General features: G+C 62.0%; 12 protein-coding genes. 8 read left to right on the forward strand and 4 right to left on the reverse strand.

Going from position 1 to position 16,257, the window contains the following annotated elements; all coding sequences use genetic code 11:
- Nucleotides 1–19: 19 nt before the first annotated feature.
- Both GY725_02545 and ppk2 read right to left on the reverse strand, forming a co-directional pair.
- Entirely contained in the window at nt 20–352 is a 333-nt protein-coding gene (locus GY725_02545; protein ID MCP4003054.1) for a hypothetical protein, read from the reverse strand.
- A gap of 25 nt (nt 353–377) precedes the next feature.
- Entirely contained in the window at nt 378–1,160 is a 783-nt protein-coding gene (ppk2, locus tag GY725_02550) for a polyphosphate kinase 2 (GenBank protein MCP4003055.1), read from the reverse strand.
- Between the two features lie 451 nt (nt 1,161–1,611).
- Between ppk2 and GY725_02555 the strand changes: the two genes are divergently transcribed.
- Both GY725_02555 and GY725_02560 read left to right on the forward strand, forming a co-directional pair.
- The gene (locus tag GY725_02555) at nt 1,612–2,829 is read left to right on the forward strand and encodes a response regulator (GenBank protein MCP4003056.1); all 1,218 of its coding nucleotides are present in this window, start codon (nt 1,612–1,614) and stop codon (nt 2,827–2,829) included.
- On the forward strand, nt 2,826–4,028 hold the full coding sequence (locus tag GY725_02560) for an HDOD domain-containing protein (protein MCP4003057.1): 1,203 nt from the start codon (nt 2,826–2,828) through the stop codon (nt 4,026–4,028). The genes GY725_02555 and GY725_02560 overlap by 4 nt, the downstream gene beginning before the upstream one ends.
- A 33-nt stretch (nt 4,029–4,061) precedes the next feature.
- Here the strand turns inward: GY725_02560 and GY725_02565 are convergent, their stop codons facing one another.
- On the reverse strand, nt 4,062–4,961 hold the full coding sequence (locus GY725_02565; GenBank protein ID MCP4003058.1) for an alpha/beta fold hydrolase: 900 nt from the start codon (nt 4,959–4,961) through the stop codon (nt 4,062–4,064).
- An 86-nt stretch (nt 4,962–5,047) separates the two neighbouring features.
- On the opposite strand from GY725_02565, the gene GY725_02570 reads away from it, so the two are divergent.
- Both GY725_02570 and GY725_02575 read left to right on the forward strand, forming a co-directional pair.
- Nucleotides 5,048–6,424, forward strand: coding sequence for a DNA repair exonuclease (locus GY725_02570; GenBank protein MCP4003059.1), 1,377 nt, complete (start codon nt 5,048–5,050; stop codon nt 6,422–6,424).
- Nucleotides 6,421–9,954 (forward strand): hypothetical protein, encoded by a 3,534-nt coding sequence (locus tag GY725_02575; GenBank protein ID MCP4003060.1) that lies wholly within the window; start codon nt 6,421–6,423, stop codon nt 9,952–9,954. Before GY725_02570 ends, GY725_02575 begins: the two co-directional genes overlap by 4 nt.
- Nucleotides 9,955–10,123: 169 nt before the next feature.
- Here GY725_02575 and GY725_02580 read toward each other — a convergent pair whose 3' ends face one another.
- Nucleotides 10,124–11,149, reverse strand: a complete 1,026-nt coding sequence (locus tag GY725_02580; protein MCP4003061.1) for an AraC family transcriptional regulator — start codon at nt 11,147–11,149, stop codon at nt 10,124–10,126.
- A gap of 189 nt (nt 11,150–11,338) precedes the next feature.
- Between GY725_02580 and GY725_02585 the strand changes: the two genes are divergently transcribed.
- The 4 genes from GY725_02585 to GY725_02600 all read left to right on the forward strand — a co-directional run bounded on the left by GY725_02585 (nt 11,339) and on the right by GY725_02600 (nt 15,913).
- On the forward strand, nt 11,339–12,313 hold the full coding sequence (locus GY725_02585) for a ferritin-like domain-containing protein (GenBank protein MCP4003062.1): 975 nt from the start codon (nt 11,339–11,341) through the stop codon (nt 12,311–12,313).
- Nucleotides 12,314–12,413: 100 nt separating this feature from the next.
- The gene (locus tag GY725_02590) at nt 12,414–13,880 is read left to right on the forward strand and encodes an NAD(P)/FAD-dependent oxidoreductase (GenBank protein MCP4003063.1); all 1,467 of its coding nucleotides are present in this window, start codon (nt 12,414–12,416) and stop codon (nt 13,878–13,880) included.
- 73 nt (nt 13,881–13,953) lie between these two features.
- Nucleotides 13,954–14,754, forward strand: a complete 801-nt coding sequence (locus GY725_02595) for a crotonase/enoyl-CoA hydratase family protein (GenBank protein ID MCP4003064.1) — start codon at nt 13,954–13,956, stop codon at nt 14,752–14,754.
- A gap of 73 nt (nt 14,755–14,827) precedes the next feature.
- Nucleotides 14,828–15,913: a Zn-dependent alcohol dehydrogenase gene (locus GY725_02600; protein ID MCP4003065.1), complete on the forward strand. Its 1,086-nt coding sequence runs from the start codon at nt 14,828–14,830 to the stop codon at nt 15,911–15,913.
- Nucleotides 15,914–16,257: the final 344 nt, after the last annotated feature.

Genomic DNA, 16,257 nt, shown 5'->3' on the forward strand with positions numbered 1-16,257 from the left:
ACGCAGCACCCCGCTCCGATCAGGAAGCCTTCTTCTTGGAGCCATTCTTGCGGGCCCTCTTGGCAGCTCTGTCCTTGCGCTTTGCCTTCCTGGCCTTCTTCTTGGCGTACTCTTGCTTGGCGCTCTTTTTGGCTGCTGAATCTCTCGACTTTGCCTTCGAGGCCGCCTTGTCGGCCTTGATGGCAGCTTCGGCCGCTATTTTCGCGGCGAGTCGAGCCGTCTTGGCGGCCTTCTTTGCCTTCCGGACGGCCTTTTCCGCCGCTGCAAGCAAATCGTTCGCGTTGCTATTCGCGACGACATTGGCGTCGGAATCGAGGACCATCAGGCGTCCTGTTTTCTTCCTTTTGTCCAATGACCCCTCCTGGTTTCCGTCCCGCTCAACCAACTCCCACGATGGCGGGTTTGAGGATGTGTTCATCCCGTTCGTAGAGACGGTTCGCTGGGCCCACGATCAACGGATCGGGTGGTTGAACGATTTCTTCGTCTTTGTCGGGATAGTCGAGGCTGCTGAGCATGTGTCGCATGCAGTTCACACGCGCTCGCTTCTTGTCGTCGGACTTGATGACGGCCCAGGGGGCGTCCGCAGTGTCGGTGTAGAAGAACATGGCTTCTTTGGCCTCTGTGTACTCCTCCCATTTGCCAAAGGACTGGATGTCGATCGGACTCAGCTTCCACTGCTTGAGGAGATCCTTCTTGCGCGAACGGAAGCGCCGCGCCTGTTCCTCGCGGCTGACCGAGAACCAGTACTTGAACAAGTGGATGCCATCGTTCACGAGCATGCGCTCGAGTTGCGGAGCCTGGCGCATGAACTCGAGATACTCGGCGGAACTGCAGAAACCCATCACCCTTTCCACCCCGGCCCGGTTGTACCAGGAGCGGTCGAAGAGCGCGATTTCTCCGGAAGTGGGAAGACACATCACATAGCGCTGAAAGAACCACTCACCGCGTTCTCTTTCACTCGGTTTCTCGAGTGCGTGCACGTGGGCACCGCGCGGATTCAGATGCTCCATGAAACGCTTGATCGTTCCACCTTTACCCGCCGCATCCCGACCTTCAAAAATCGCGACCACCCGCTGACCGCTCTCTTTGACCCAGTTCTGCATCTTGAGCAGCTCGATCTGGAGCAGGTGCTTGTTGGTCTCGTAATCATCGAGATCCATCTTCTTCCGGTACGGATAGGTATCGCTCAGGAAGTCCGACTTGGCCGCGCGCAAGACCTGCCCACCCGGCCGCTTCCTGTTCCGGTTTCGGCTCTTTTTCTTCGGCTTTTTCGCCACGGTGTTCCTTGTTCCAATTGGTGCGGAGCCTGGGAAAGGCGCCACTGGGAAGCTGAATCGATATCCATCAAGCCCGCAGGAATTGTGCCAGTCAGCAGGCCACGGGGGGCTCCATTCTCGCCCGGTACGGGGCCGTTCGCCTCAATCGGGCTTGGGAATGGGGATTTCTGTCTCTGTTCGGTGCGGACACCGGCCCCCGGTTCACGAGCGCTTCCGGTATGCCGATACGAGGCGCGTGGATCTCCACGGGCGAGGGGATCTGCCCCGAAAACCGACTCTCCCGAGGGAATGCCGGAAGAGTCGAAACAGGCACCTGCGGGCCGAGGTCATCGCGATGAAAGTACTGCTGGCCGACGGCTCGAGATCACACCTCGAGCACACCAAGTCCCTGGTGGAGAGCTGGGGTTTCGAAACGGTTGCAGCCGTGGATGGCGAATCGGCTCTCGAGGCGTTTCGTCGCGACTACTCTTTGCAACTGGCGATCATCGACAGGAAAATGCCAATCCTGGACGGCTTGCAGGTGATCGATCAGGTCAAACGTTCCGGGCGTTTCGTGTTCGCAGTCATGTTGACGGAGGAGACGGAAAAGGCAGACCTCGACCGGGCGTTTGCGGCAGGAGCAGACGACTACATCAACAAACCGTTTCGACCCGCCGAACTGCGCGCCCGTCTCGTGTCTGGTCAACGTCTGGTGGAAACCCAGATGCAGCTCGTGCATGCGCAAAAACTGGAAGCGATTGGCCAGCTGGCTGCGGGAATCGCGCACGAGATCAATACCCCGGCCCAGTATGTGGGGGATAACCTGGCGTTTCTCCAGCAGTCCTTCAGCGCACTTCTGGAATTGCTCGGCACCTACCGTGCGCTGCAAGCAGCTGCCGAGGCTGGCAACGTCTCGGCCGAACTGGTCGCCAAGGTGGCCGAGGCCGCCGAGGCGGCCGACATCGAGTTCCTGGAGGAAGAGATTCCCCGGGCACTCCTGCAATCGCGAGAGGGTATCAGTCGGGTCGCGAAGATCGTCCGGGCGATGAAGGAGTTTTCTCATCCCGGACTGGCGAAAAAACAACCGCTGGATCTGAACCGGGCGATCGAGAGTACGGCTACCGTGGCGCGAAACGAGTGGAAATACGTTGCGGAACTGGAAATGGAATTCGACCCGAACCTGCCACCGGTTCCCTGTCTGGCTGGGGAGTTCAACCAGGTGGTGTTGAACATTCTGGTCAATGCCGCCCAGGCGATTTCCGAAGGCTCGGACGGTCGTGAGAAGGGCCTGATCCGCATTCGGACGAACCGAGAGGGCGATGAATGGGTCGTACTCGAGGTCTCGGACGACGGGCCGGGGATGCCGGAAGAGATTCGGATCAAGGTCTTCGATCCCTTTTTCACGACCAAGGAAGTGGGCAAGGGTACGGGGCAAGGACTGGCGATTGCACGTTCCGTCGTCGTGGACAAGCACGGCGGCACGATCGAAGTGCAGAGTGCCGTTGGCCAGGGGAGCACCTTCCGCATTCGCCTGCCGCTTGGCGTTGAGGAGAACGCGGGGAGCGTCGATTGAGCCGCATTCTCTTTGTCGACGATGATCAGAGCATCCTCGACGGGTTGCGGCGAATGCTGCGTTCGCATCGCGAGGAATGGGAAATGGTTTTTGCGGGGAGTGGCCGCGAGGCACTCGAAGCTGCCGAGGCGTCTCCGTTCGACGTGCTCGTGACCGACATGAAGATGCCCGGCATGGACGGCACTGAGTTGCTCAAGTGTTTCCAGTCGCGATTTCCTGAGACCGTGCGCTTCGTACTCTCTGGCCATGCCGAACTCGAGAGCGTCATGCGAACCGTTCCGGTCGCCCATCAGTTCCTGACCAAGCCCTGCGATGCCGAGGTGCTCAAGGATGCCGTGACCCGGGCGTGCGAGCTGCGTTCTCTGCTCCGCAACGAGAGTGCAAAGCAGGTCGTCGGGACGCTGGACAGCCTGCCTTCGCGGCCAGAGACCTATGCGGCGATCCTGGAAGCGATCGCGGATCCGAACGCCGAAATGCAGCCGATCGTGGAGATCCTGAAATCCGATGTCGCGATGTCGGCGAAACTTCTGCAACTGGTGAATTCGGCCTTTTTTGGGCTCCCGCAACGCGTCGCAGATATCGGTCAAGCCACGATGTTTCTCGGACTCAATATGCTCCGAGATCTCGTACTCTCGATCGAAGTCTTCCAGCCGCCTCCCAATGCGACGGCTGCAATGGAGCATTTTCTTGCCGATCTCCAGGCGCGCTCGATGTGGACCGGACACATCGCCTCGCGGATGTTCGATGACAAGCAGATCGGCAATCAGGCGTTTACTGCCGGAATGCTTCACGACATCGGCCTGCTGGTCATGGCTACACAGCTCCCGGAAGTTCTTTCCGAAGCCATCGAAAAGTCATGCAGGATCGGCCAACCGCTGTACGTCGTTGAAGAAGAACTCAACGGTGTGAGCCATGCCGAGATCGGTGCGTATTTGTTAGGCGTCTGGGGGCTGCCTTACCCGATTCTCGAAACCGCCGCCTATCACCACCGGCCGATGGATCTTCCCCAGAGGGCTTTTGGCGAGCTCGCAGCCGTACACGTGGCGAGTTCCCTGGTGGACGCGAGAATTGGTGCGGTTGGCGAGAGTCCACGAGGCCCGATCAACCTCGCCTATCTCGACTCCCTGGGCGTTCGCGACCAGCTCGAAGATTGGGAAGCTCTGGTAGACCGGGAAATGGACTTCGTCGGAGGGGCCTAGTCTGCTGGGGCGATGTCCAGGTGCGTTGAATCGTCAGGAACCCGAGCGTCGGGGTGCCTTTTCTGCGAATCCCGCGATCCGCTTCACCAGATCGCCGAACAACTGAACGGGCAGGTCGTGTCCCATGCCTGGGATTTCCCAGAACTCGGCACCGGGGATGGCAGCGGCCGTGTCCCGGCCACCCTCCACGTGGACCAGCGGATCGTCACTTCCGTGGATCACCAGCGTGGGTACGTCTAGCTCGCGCAGCGCATCGCGACGATCTCCATGGGCCATGATCGCCGCCATCTGGCGCGCCGTGCCCTGAGGGTGGAAGGCCCGGTCGTAGTCGCGGGCCGTGTTCGCCCGCGCGCTCGCTTCATCCGAAGGAAAGCCCGGGCTGCCGATCACTGCGCGGCCCCGCAGACCGTTTTCGATCGCTTCGTCGCGCGTCTTCGGCGGCGGACCGGTGAGTACGGCCATCGCTTCGGGGGACGCCGGAGGAACCTCCGGATTTCCCGTGGTCGACATGATCGAGGTCATGCTGAGCACGCGGGCCGGATGGCGGATGGCCAGGGTCTGAACCAGCATGCCGCCCATCGACGCACCGCAGATATGTGCGCGTTCGATGCCGAGCGCATCGAGCAATCCCGCCGCATCGTCCGCCATATCGTCCAGGGTGTACGGGACCTCCGGGGTCTCGCCCGTGGCCATCGCAGTCATCATAGACAGGATGTCCGGGGCGCCGTGTTCGTCGAACCAGGTCGACAGGCCCACATCGCGATTGTCGAAGCGGATCACGTGATGGCCCTTGTCGGCCAGCATCCCACAGAAGTCGGGATCCCAGAGGGTGAGCTGGGCCCCCAGGCCCATCACCAAAAGGAGGGCCGGGTTCTCCCGACGCCCGAAGGTTTCGTATTCGATCGTGATTCCGTTGGAAGCTGTGTTGGGCATGAGTGGAATGCTATCATCGACGCTACGAAGCAGTAAATCGAGAAGTAAACCGGATAGGCAGGACAAGGCGATAGAGGGGCGATTTCTTGACGCTGTTCTCCGATCCGGAATCATCGACCGACGATCTCAAGCTTCTGGCCATCGGTGACGTTCACCTCGGGACGCGCCCTTCGAGTCTACCCGAGGGCCTCTCCGATCTCGGAGTCGATCCCCGCGCTCTCACGCCGGAAGCCGCGCTACTGGCGGCGGTTGATAGCGCCGTCGAGGAGCGCGTCGACGCAGTGCTGTTTGCCGGAGATGTCGTCGAAGATACGAACGCTCGTTTCGAAGCTCTTCGGCCGCTCGAACAGGCGGTCCGCCGCCTGCTCGCGGCCAACATCCCGGTGCTGGGCGTGGTCGGCAACCACGACGTGGAGGCTCTGCCCCGTCTCGCGGGCATGATCGAGGGTCTGGAACTTCTGGGAGAACGGGGCCGCTGGCAGTCGCGCGTGATCGACAAGGACGGTCGGCCTGCACTCGAGGTTCTGGGCTGGTCCTTTCCCGAAAAACATGTGCGCAGCAGTCCTGTCGCCGATCTCCTGCGCAAGCCGATGGCGCCTGTGCATCCGGGGATTCCGCGCATCGGTCTGCTTCACGGCGATCTGGATGCTTCGGGTGGAAGCTATGCACCCTTCACCCGTCGTGAACTCGCCGACGCGGGCCTCGATGCCTGGCTGCTGGGACATATCCACAAGCCTTCGTTGTCCGGGGCGGCCGGCACCGGTGAGCGGGGACCTTGCGGTTACCTCGGTTCGCTCGTCGGTCTCGATCCGGGCGAGACGGGCCAGCGCGGTCCCTGGCTGGTGCGTGTCACGAAAGCGGGCCAGATCGAAACCCGACAACTCGCGAACGCTCCGCTGCGCTGGGAACATCTCGATGTTCGTGTGGCGCAGGACGAGGAGGCCGAAGACGTCGGCGATCGTCTGCTCGAGGAGGCCGAGCGATTTGCGCGCCAGATCCAGACCCGGGGAATCGCTCCGCAGGCCCTCGGTCTGCGCTTGCGGCTCGTGGGAGCTACCCGGAACTACGACGCGCTGCGCAACTTTGCCAAAGGCGGGCGATGGAAAGGCGGAACGCGTCGGGCCGGGGAGACGCTCGTCTTCATCGACAAAGTGCTCGACGGTCTCGATCTCGCACTTGACCTGGAAGAACTGGCGCGCGGTGACGATCCCCCTGCGCTCCTGGCGCGCAAGCTGCTCATCCTCGAGCAACCTGGGGAGCCAAGACGCGAACTGCTGGAGGCCGCGCGTTCGAAACTGCAAGACCTGGCACGCGAGCCCCGTTGGTCGGTCCTGGACGAACAACGCGACTCGGCGGATCCGCTGTGCGAAGATGCGCTCGCCAGCCTGCTCAAGAAATCCGGGACCGCTGTATTGAGCGAGCTGCTCGCGCAGCGCGTTCCCGATGCGGAAACCCGCTCGTGAAGCTGCGTCACCTCGCGATCGAGCGCCTCCCCGGGATCGACCGTCCCTTCGAACTCACAAAACTGGGCGACGGACTCTCGGTGATCGTCGGGCCCAACGGGATCGGGAAGTCGCAACTCTGTGCTGCGGTGCGTGCGCTCGTATGGCACGAGCGGGGCGTCAAGGACGGCGGACTTGCGGCCAGTGCCGTCTTTGAACACCAGAACGCATCCTGGCGCGTAGTGCGCGATGGCTCACTTCATCGCTGGCAACGCGACGGCATCGATGAGGATCCACCTGCGTTGCCGGGTGAGCGCCTGGAAGGTTGCTTCTTCCTCGGCCTGCGCGACCTGCTCGACGCTTCGGATCGCGCGGGCCTGAACCTGCCAAACGAGATTCGCCGGCAGATGGCGGGCGGCTTCGATCTCGATGCGGTCCAGCAGCGGTTCGGAGGCTCGCTGCCGCCACGCGTTGGGGGCAAGGAGAGCAAAGCTCTCAGCGCCGCCGAAACCGAGCTTCGAAACGCTGAACTGGGCCAGGCCGGTCTCGAGAAGCGCGAGCGGGAACTCGAGAATCTGGAAAAGCGCGCGAACGCCGCAGAGATCGCTTTGCAGCGCCTCGTTCACTACGAGACCGCGCTCTCACTGGAGACGATGCGCGCCGATATTGCGCAAAAGGAAAGAGACCTCGAAGGCTTGCCCAAGTCGCTCGCGGATCTGGATGGCAGAGAAGTCGAGCGGCTGGAGAAGTTCGAAGAAGACCTTGCGCAGAAGCGACACGACCGGGAAGAGGCGGAAGGCTCCCTCCGCGAAAGCCGCGAAGCCGCGAGCCTGACTCTCCTGAAGGAGCCGATCGAGCGCAGTGTTCTCGGCACCTGGCGCGAGCGTGCGGAGAATCTCGCGGAGATCGAGCGAAATCTGGAGGTCGCGAAGAGTGAAGCGGCCTCCAGCCAAAGCGCAGCGGAGGCCAGGCGACGCGCACACGGTGCTCACGCTGAAAGCGGTACGGGGGCCGAGCCCGGAACCGCGCTCGCGATCGCCGATGATTTCGATCTCTTCGCGTTCCTCGAGGAGAGCCATCCGCTCGCGGCGAAGCGGGAAGAACTGGAGCAGCGACTTGCACTCCTGACCGAGCGCGGATTTTCCGACGAGGACAGACGACGTGCGGAAGTCTTGAAGCGCGGTATCGAACCGTTGCGGGCCTGGTTGCGAGCACCCGATCCCGATCAGCGCTCCAGTGCGCTGCTGCTCTGGCCCGGGCGCGGTTTCTGGATCGCGACGGCAATCGTCTTGTTCGCACTCGCTCTGGCCGGATTCTACTTCGAACGAACTCCACTGCTTACTCCGGCGCTGATGGGAGGGGCATTCGGTCTGGCGGTGGCCGCTCTACTGACTCGGGCACGGCTCGAGACACGCGATGCAACCGATTGGCGTTCGGTCGCCAGGCAGCAGTTCCCGGATGCGCTCGAGCCGCCGGAGCGCTGGTCCGTCGAACTCGTGCAAGACCGCCTCCGACAGTATGAAGACCAGTCGGCCAAGCTCGATGCCGACGAGAAACGCGCTCGCGATCGGTCGGTTGAGCGCGGAACAGTCGAGCAGGACTTGAAAGGCCTGGAAGCTCCCGCGGCCGCTTTGGAAGAGCGCCGCATCGCACTCTTCGATCGCCTTGGCCTGGCCGAAATCCGACCGGATGTCGAACTCGTCGGGCTGGCGCGAGCCCTGGATGAATCCCGCGCCGCACAGGTGGAGGCACTCCGCGCTCAGGCGAAGGTCGAAAGGTATGTACGACTCCGATGCGAGCTGCTCGAAGAGATCGCCGTATTTGTTTCCGAGTTCGGCGAGCCGTCACCGACGGACTCGGCTTCCGCTCGGGCGGCGGTCCACTCTCTCGAAGAGCGCGACCTCGCGCTCCGGAGTGCGAACTCCAATGCGATTCGAGATGAGAAGACTCGCGAACGACTCGATCGCGATATCGCGCAACTCGACGCCGGTCGGGTCGAGATCTTCCGGATCGCCGGGCTGGATGCGGGGGATCGCGTTGGACTCGTGCGGCTTCTCGCCGATCTCGACTCTTACCTTCAGTTGAAGACTCAACGCTCTGAACTGGCGTCGCGTATCGAACGCGCCGAGTCGGATCTGGCCGCTGCGGAAGAAACCGCACTTGCGGCATGCGGCGCGGCCCAGCTGACCGAAGAGCAGGCGGACCTGAAGGCGGAATCTGCTCAGCGCGGGGCTCTCGACCGCCAGATCGGGGAGATTCATCAGGCCGCGCAGGCAGCTCGAGAAGGTCACGCACTCGAGGATGCGCTCGCGAAAAAGAGTGCAGTTCTGGACGAGTTGCGCGATCGCCGCGCTGAAGCTCTTGCAGCCCATGCAGCCGATTTCCTGATCGAAGGCGTTCGCCACGAACATGAGACGAAGCAGATGCCACGCGTGCTGGAACGCGCACGGGATCGTTTCGCCTCCTTCACTCACCATCGCTACGAGTTGAACGTCTCCCCCAGCGATGGTGGCTCCTTCGTCGCCGTCGATACGACCAACGGCGTCGGACTCCGTCCAGAACAACTCTCGGACGGAACCCGGGCGCAACTCATCCTCGCGGCGCGTCTCGCTTTTGCCGAGGAGGCGGAACAGGGTGCTGATCTGCCCTTGTTCCTGGACGAAGCTCTGGATCACAGCGATCCGGAGCGCTTTCACGCCATTGCCCGAAGCCTGGCGCGCATGGTGCTCGACGAAGCGCGTCAGGTCTTCTACCTGAGCAACGACCCGAGCGATGTCCAGCGCCTGCGGGCCGCCTTTGCCGAGGAAGGCTGCGATCAGCTGGACACCTATGACCTCGGGCAGATTCGCGCGCAAGCAGCCCGCGGTCACGGTGCTCCGGTACTGCGGGTCGCGCCACTGGCTTCCGTGCCGAGTCCGGACGGAACCGATCCCGAGAGTTACGGCGCCGCGCTCGGTGTCGCGTCCCTCGATCCCCGCCGCGACCCGATGAGTCAACACCTCTTCTATGTGCTCCGGGATGACATCACCCTTCTCTACGATCTCCTGCAGGCGCGGATCGAAACGGTGGGTCAATGTCGCAACCTGCTGAAAGGCGAGAGTCCACTGGCCAGACAGTTCATCGCTAGCAGCGAAGTCGGCCCGCAGCTCACGGCACGGATCGAGCTGCTCGAGATCTTCTGTCACGCCTGGCGTGAAGGTCGCGGCGCGAGGGTGGAACGCGCGGAACTCGAACAGAGTTCAGCGCTGAGCGAGAAGTTTCTTAACCCGGTGGTCGAAGTCGTTGCGGAACTCGCTGGAAATGCCTCGGATCTGCTCGTCGCGCTGCGCGAGCGCAACAAGGATCCGCGGCTCAGCGGCTTTCGCAGCAAGTCCGCGGACGACCTCGAGCAGTTCTTTATCGAGCACGGCCATATCGACGACCGGCCGATTCTCGACGAGGGCCAGATCAACGAACGTGCGGTCGGCACGCCGGCCGCCAACGCGCTTTCTCCCAGGGTTGCGGCTGAACTCGTGCACCAATGGTGGAGCCTGAGCGAGCCCGTCGGCTGACCGGCTAGGGAATCTCTGCACAGGGAGGAATCGAGCGAGAAGCGGGAGTCGCCGCCTGAGCAAGAAGCGTGATCCGATCGCAGATCCGTAGATCTGCAGAGGGTCGCGCGACGCAGCGCATGCGGATGCATCGCGCTTCGCAGCCGCAGCCTCCCTGTGCAGAGGTTCCCTAGCTCGAGTTGGCGCGGGCGAAGTCGGCCGGGGTCGTTCCTGTCCAGCGGCGGAAGGCTTTACCGAAAGCGCTGGGATCCGAGAATCCCAGCAGGGTCGCGACCTCGTCGATTCCCCGCTTCTCTTCCATCATGTGATGGCGCGCCAGTTCGGCGCGCACATCGTCGAGTATCTCCTGATAACTCGTGCCCTCTTCGTGAAGCCGTCTCCGCAGGGTGCGAGTGCTCATCGAGAACTGGGCGGCGACAGCGTCGGCGCTCGGACAGCTCAGCGGTAGCGTCGTTCTTATGCAGGCTCGGATGCGCTGGGAGAAGCTCGCAGCCGTCGGAATAGCGGCGAGCTGGTTGGCGGCATAGCGTTCCAGCAACTGCCTGAGGGTTGCGTCGGCGGAGGGGTTCGAGCTGTCCATCATCGAGATCGGCAGCAAGACCCCGTCTTCACCGGCGTCGAAACGGACTGGCAGTCCGAGTATCTGCGCGTATTCGTCCGCGTATGCGGGAGCGGAAAATGAGAATCTCGCCTCGAGGGGATCGGATTGACCCGCGCCGAGAAGTCTGCTCATCGCGATCGCGAGCCCGATCGCGTACTCGATGGTGAAACGGCTCGCCTGCGATTTGCACCCCGGGTTGCAGCGAATGAACGCGACTTTTCCGTCGCTCTCCAGGTCGCATTCGAAGTCTTCCCAGAGCAGCGGAGTCAGGCCTTTCACGAGTTCGAAGGCGCTGCGGCCGGATTCACTGGCCGAAGCCAGGTAGCCGATGACGCCGAGCGTATTCGCCTTGACTCGGGTGGAGACTCGGAGTGCGATGGCCGGGTCGCCGGTCACCTGGGCCGCTACCCGCCAGAGTGCTTCGAGCTTGCCGATCGGGCAGCGTGTTTTCGCGTCTACCAGAGCGGAATCGGGGATTCCGACTCGATCCAGAAGTTCCCTCAGGTCAAAGCCCGCGTTTTCGAGGTATTCGAGCAGCGGCAGGATCGCATTGACCGACCCGTAGGAACTCGCTCGTGAAGCGGATTCAAGCATTTCCCGAAGTCTACCCGTTCGCGCCTTCGCTGGCCGAAATTGACCAGTTTCCAGACCGGACCGGACAGGATCCACCCTATGGGGGCGCTCTATCATGGATCTCGCAGTCCGAGAACCAGGGTACGCGATCCGATATTCGCTTGCCGGGCGGCCGGATTCTGCCCCAACAAAAACGTGGAGAACTGAATCATGGATTTCGAGGTCATCGATACCACCGTCCAGGCGCTTTGGCGCTACGACTACGACACGAACATCAAGGCCCTGCGCGATCTCTACGAACTGGCGAAGAAGGAGCAGTGGAACGCGGCCACGGATATTCCCTGGGAACTCGAGACCGATCCCGCGTCTGTGGGAGACATGATGTCCGATCCCGGAGTCGAGCCGTACGACTTCGTCAAGGCGCTTCCGACCGAGAAGCAGATCGAACTATCAAAGCGGCGCTCGGCTCACCTCTTGTCGAATTTCCTGCACGGCGAGCAGGGCGCGATGATGATCTGCGGTCAACTCGTCGAGGTCGTTCCGGACATGGACGGCAAGCTCTACGCATCTACCCAGGTGATCGATGAGGCGCGCCACGTCGAGGTCTTCGCCCGCTACATCCAACGCCTCGACCGGATCTACCCGATCATGCCCGGACTGAAAGCGCTGCTCAATGCCGTGCTGCAGGCGGACTTGTGGCAGATGAAGTGCGTTGGAATGCAGGTGATCGCGGAGAGCCTGGCGATGGGATCGTTCAAGAAGATGCAGGAGATCACGGAAGACGATGTTCTTCGCAAGGTCTTCGAACTCACTGCGCAGGATGAAGCGCGGCACGTGTCCTACGGCTTGATCTACATGAAGGACGAGATCCCGAAGATGAACGAGCGCGATCGCGACCGCCTCGAGGACTTCGCCTTCACCGCGATGACGATTCTGGCGACCAATGGCCTGATGGAAGAGCAGCAGGGCAAGAAATGGGTCGATCCACTGGACCAGGTCTACAGGGATCTCGGTATCGACCCCAAGAAGGCGAACGACGAGATCATCTCGAGACTGAGCGATCCAGAGGCGCTCAAAGCGCAACCGAACCCCTTTCGCGACTACGCCTATCCGCAATTGGAGCGGATCGGTCTGATTACGGATCGCACGTTTTCGAAATACCGTGAAGTGGGTCTGGCGGAGTAACGACCGGGGACCCGGCCGACTGGTTTCTGGCGAATCGGAAAAGGAACCCGAAAGGGTTTAAGATCACGGGGTCCAGCCAACACTGATTCCGGGAGAAGACATGACGAGCGATTCGACGGGTAGCGGTCCGCGCTTCATCATCATTGGAGCGGGAATGTCGGGGATCCTCAGCGCGATCAAGCTGCAGGAAGCCGGTCTTGACAACTACGCGATTTACGAAAAGGCCGAACGCCTCGGGGGTACGTGGCGGGAGAACGAGTACGCGGGTGTGGCCTGCGACGTTCCTTCGCATTTCTACTGCTTCTCGTTCGCCCCCAACCCCGAGTGGAGCCATCGCTTCTCGCCCGGAGCCGAGATTCAGCAGTACTTCCTGGACGTGGCCCATCGCTACGGAGTGGACTCGCGCATCCAGTTCAACACCGAGATCACCCACTGCGAGTTCGAGAACGGGCGCTGGAAGATCCAGATGGCCGATGGCTCCAGCGACGAGGGCGATTTTGTGATCGCCGCGACCGGCGTTCTGCACCACCCCTCCTATCCCGATATCGAGGGTCTCGATTCGTTCGAGGGCACGAGTTTTCACAGTGCTCGGTGGAACCACGACGAACCGCTTGCGGGCAAGCGCATTGGCGTGATCGGTACGGGTTCGACCGCGATCCAGATCGTGGCAGCCCTGGTCGACGACGCGGCTTCGCTCTCACTCTTCCAGCGGACCGCCCAATGGGTCATGCCTCAGGAGAACCCGGCCTATAGCGAAGTCGAGAAGACGGAGTTCCGGGAGCACCCAGAGGTCATTCAGGCGATGCGCGAGGAGATTGCGCAGATTTTTGCGGATGGCTTCTCCAACGCTGTCGTCGACGCGAGTTCTCCACAACTCGTGGCGATTCACGAAGCTTGCCTGGCGAATCTCGAGACCAGCGTGAAGGATCCGGAACTCAAAGAGCGGCTCCGGCCGAACTATCGGGCGGGCTGCAAGCGCTTGATCATGTCGGAGAACTTCTACGACGCCATCCAGCGCCCCAATGCGCACCTCGTTACGGATGACATCGAGCGGATCGAGAAAAACGGCGTGCGAACGAGTGACGGAACCCTGCACGAACTGGATGTGCTGATTCTCGCCACGGGTTTCCGGGTTGATCGCTTCATGCGGCCGATGAAAGTGACCGGCCGCAGCGGTGTTTCGCTCGAGGAAGCCTGGAAGGAAGGTCCGAGTGCCTACATGGCGATCTCGGTTCCCGAGTTCCCGAATCTCTTCATGCTCAACGGCCCCAACGGGCCGGTGGGGAATTTTTCTCTGATCGAGGTCGCGGAACTGCAGTTTGCGTACATCATGCAGTTGGTCGAGCAGGTTCTTTCCGGTGCGTGCAAAGAGGTGAGCGCGAAGCAAGAAGCGCTGGACCGCTTCGACGTCGATCGCAAAGAGGCGGCCAAGTCGACGATCTGGCAGAGCGGATGCGATAGCTGGTATCTGGATGCCGATGGCGTGCCGGCCGTCTGGCCCTGGACTTTCGACCGCCTTCGCGACGAAATGGCAAAGCCGCGCCTCGCCGACTACGAAATGAAATGATGCGCTCCTGCGAGCCTTCGGGTCGCGCACAGAGTCTTTTTGCCGACATCCCCCGACGCAGGAGTTCCCCGTCATGAATCCCGAGCACTGTCTGGTCGAACGCGAGGGCCATGTGTTGACTGTCACTCTCAACCGGCCTGAAGCGAAGAACGCATTGAGCAGCGGAATGCTGGCGGGGATGTATCGGGCCTGGCGTATGCTCGACGAGGATCCCGACCTCCGGGTGGCGATCCTCACCGGTCGCGGCGATGTGTTCTGTGCCGGCGCCGACCTCAAGGCGATGGGAGGGGGCGGAGAGAAGGACGAGGAATTCCAGAAGCTGATGGCCGAAGTGCCCGACGTTCACTGGCAGGCGTTGCTCCGGCACAACCGACCCATGAAGCCCATCATCGCGGCGGTCGAGGGTTTTGCAGTAGCCGGAGGCACGGAGATCCTCCAGGGCACCGATATCCGCGTCGCTGCACAGGATGCGATCTTCGGCGTCACCGAGGCCAAGCGCGGACTCTTTCCACTCGGCGGATCCAGTGTGCGCCTGCGCCGACAGATCCCCTACACCCTGGCCGCCGAGATCCTGCTCACTGCGCGACACGTCACCGCTCAGGAAGCGCTCGACTTCGGACTGGTCGGTCGGGTGGTTCCCAGTGGTCAGGCCCTGGCCGAAGCGCGGAAGATCGCCGCGGTGATCTGCGAGAATGGCCCCGTTTCGATCCGCGCTCTCATGCGCGTGTTGCGCGAGATCGACGAAAGCTATAGCGAAGCCGAAGCCCTGGAAAAGGAACTCGAGTACGGTGGGCCCGTCTTCGCTTCCAAAGACGCCCGCGAAGGACCGCGGGCCTTCGCGGAAAAGCGAAAGCCTGTATTCACGGGCGAGTGAAAAACCGGTGCTCGAGGACGAACGAGTCTCGGGCATTGTCGGATGTCATGGGAAACAGCCAAGGAGAAACGCGATGAAGGCCGCCGTGATGCGTGCGAACAATGCGCCGCTCGAGATCGAAGACGTGGAGATCGACGATCCCGGTCCCGGTGAAGTTCTCTTGAAGACGTCCGCTTCCGGTATCTGCCATAGCGATCTTCACGTAATCGAAGGCTCGCTTCCGGTCCCCCCTCCGTGCATCCTGGGCCACGAGCCGGCTGGAATCGTCGAGGCCGTGGGGCAGGGCGTGAGCGAATTCGCTCCCGGTGATCACGTGATCGGCTGTCTCACTTCATGGTGCGGGGTGTGTAAGTTCTGCACCGCTGGACGACCCTATCTGTGCCCGAGCCAGTACGAGGGTCGCCCATTGGACGCGAAGCCAAGACTCAGTCGGGGCGGAGACCCGATCATGCAGTTTGCCAACCTTTCTTCCTTCGCCGAGAAGATGCTGTGTCCAGAGCGCTCGCTGGTGAAGATTCGCGAAGACATGCCGCTGGATCGCGCGGCCTTGATCGGTTGTGGTGTGACGACGGGTCTTGGCGCAGTGCTCAACACCGTCGACGTCCGGGCCGGTGAGGCCACGGTCGTGATCGGTTGCGGTGGCGTTGGGCTTTCAGCGATTCAGGGCGCGCGCCTGCGCGGTGCGGGCAAGATCATCGCGGTCGATACCCAGGCCTGGAAGTTCGACCTCGCACGCGAACTGGGCGCGACAGACTGCGTCGACGCCTCCGAGAACGACGCCACAGCAGCGGTCCACGATCTGACCGGGGGCGGTGCGGATTTCGTGTTCGAGTGCATCGGAACCGTGGCGACGGTCCAGCAGGCGATTGCGATGACGGGACGCGGGGGGACCTCGGTACTGGTTGGCGTCGTGCCGATCACCCAGATGGTGCCGATCTCCGCAGCGGATCTCACCCTCCAGGAGAAGAACGTGACCGGCTCGTACATGGGATCGAACCGGTTTCGCTTCGACATGCCGCGCTATATCGACTTCTACCTGGACGGGCGCTTGCACCTCGACCAGATGATTTCATCGCGGATCCCGATTGAAGAGATCAACGACGCATTCGACCTCATGCGCAAAGGTGAAGCTGCCCGACAGGTCATCATGTTCAGCTGAGGTGTGCTGGAACCGACGTCCGTATCAGAACTCTTCCCACTCATCGTCGGACCCTTCGGGACCGGAGGATTCCGGAACTGGCGCTGACTGAGTCAGAGGACTCGGCTCGGCAGCGTGAGGCTTGGGGGATGTGGGCGGTGTGTCCATCTCGTGGTGTCCGCCGTTATCACCCGAGGAGAAGAACGACAGGACCTGGTTCATGTCGATCGCGTTGGTCGCGAGTTCCTCACTGGCACTGGTCGCTTCCTCGGCCAGCGCGCCGTTCTGCTGAGTGATCTCGTCCATCTCGCTGATCGCCTTGTTCACCTGCTCGATCCCCTGAGCCTGCTCGGTACTCGCAGCAG

The sequence above is a fragment of the bacterium genome (assembly GCA_024226335.1).
In the GTDB taxonomy this organism is placed as follows: domain Bacteria; phylum Myxococcota_A; class UBA9160; order SZUA-336; family SZUA-336; genus JAAELY01.

Excerpts from the sequence above, each read along its gene's own strand:
- ppk2 (MCP4003055.1), bottom strand. The coding sequence starts at position 1,160 with ATGGATCTCGATGATTACGAGACCAACAAGCACCTGCTCCAGATCGAG.
- GY725_02555 (MCP4003056.1), top strand. The coding sequence starts at position 1,612 with ATGAAAGTACTGCTGGCCGACGGCTCGAGATCACACCTCGAGCACACC.
- GY725_02565 (MCP4003058.1), bottom strand. The coding sequence starts at position 4,961 with ATGCCCAACACAGCTTCCAACGGAATCACGATCGAATACGAAACCTTC.
- GY725_02580 (MCP4003061.1), bottom strand. The coding sequence starts at position 11,149 with ATGCTTGAATCCGCTTCACGAGCGAGTTCCTACGGGTCGGTCAATGCG.
- GY725_02585 (MCP4003062.1), top strand. The coding sequence starts at position 11,339 with ATGGATTTCGAGGTCATCGATACCACCGTCCAGGCGCTTTGGCGCTAC.
- GY725_02590 (MCP4003063.1), top strand. The coding sequence starts at position 12,414 with ATGACGAGCGATTCGACGGGTAGCGGTCCGCGCTTCATCATCATTGGA.
- GY725_02595 (MCP4003064.1), top strand. The coding sequence starts at position 13,954 with ATGAATCCCGAGCACTGTCTGGTCGAACGCGAGGGCCATGTGTTGACT.
- GY725_02600 (MCP4003065.1), top strand. The coding sequence starts at position 14,828 with ATGAAGGCCGCCGTGATGCGTGCGAACAATGCGCCGCTCGAGATCGAA.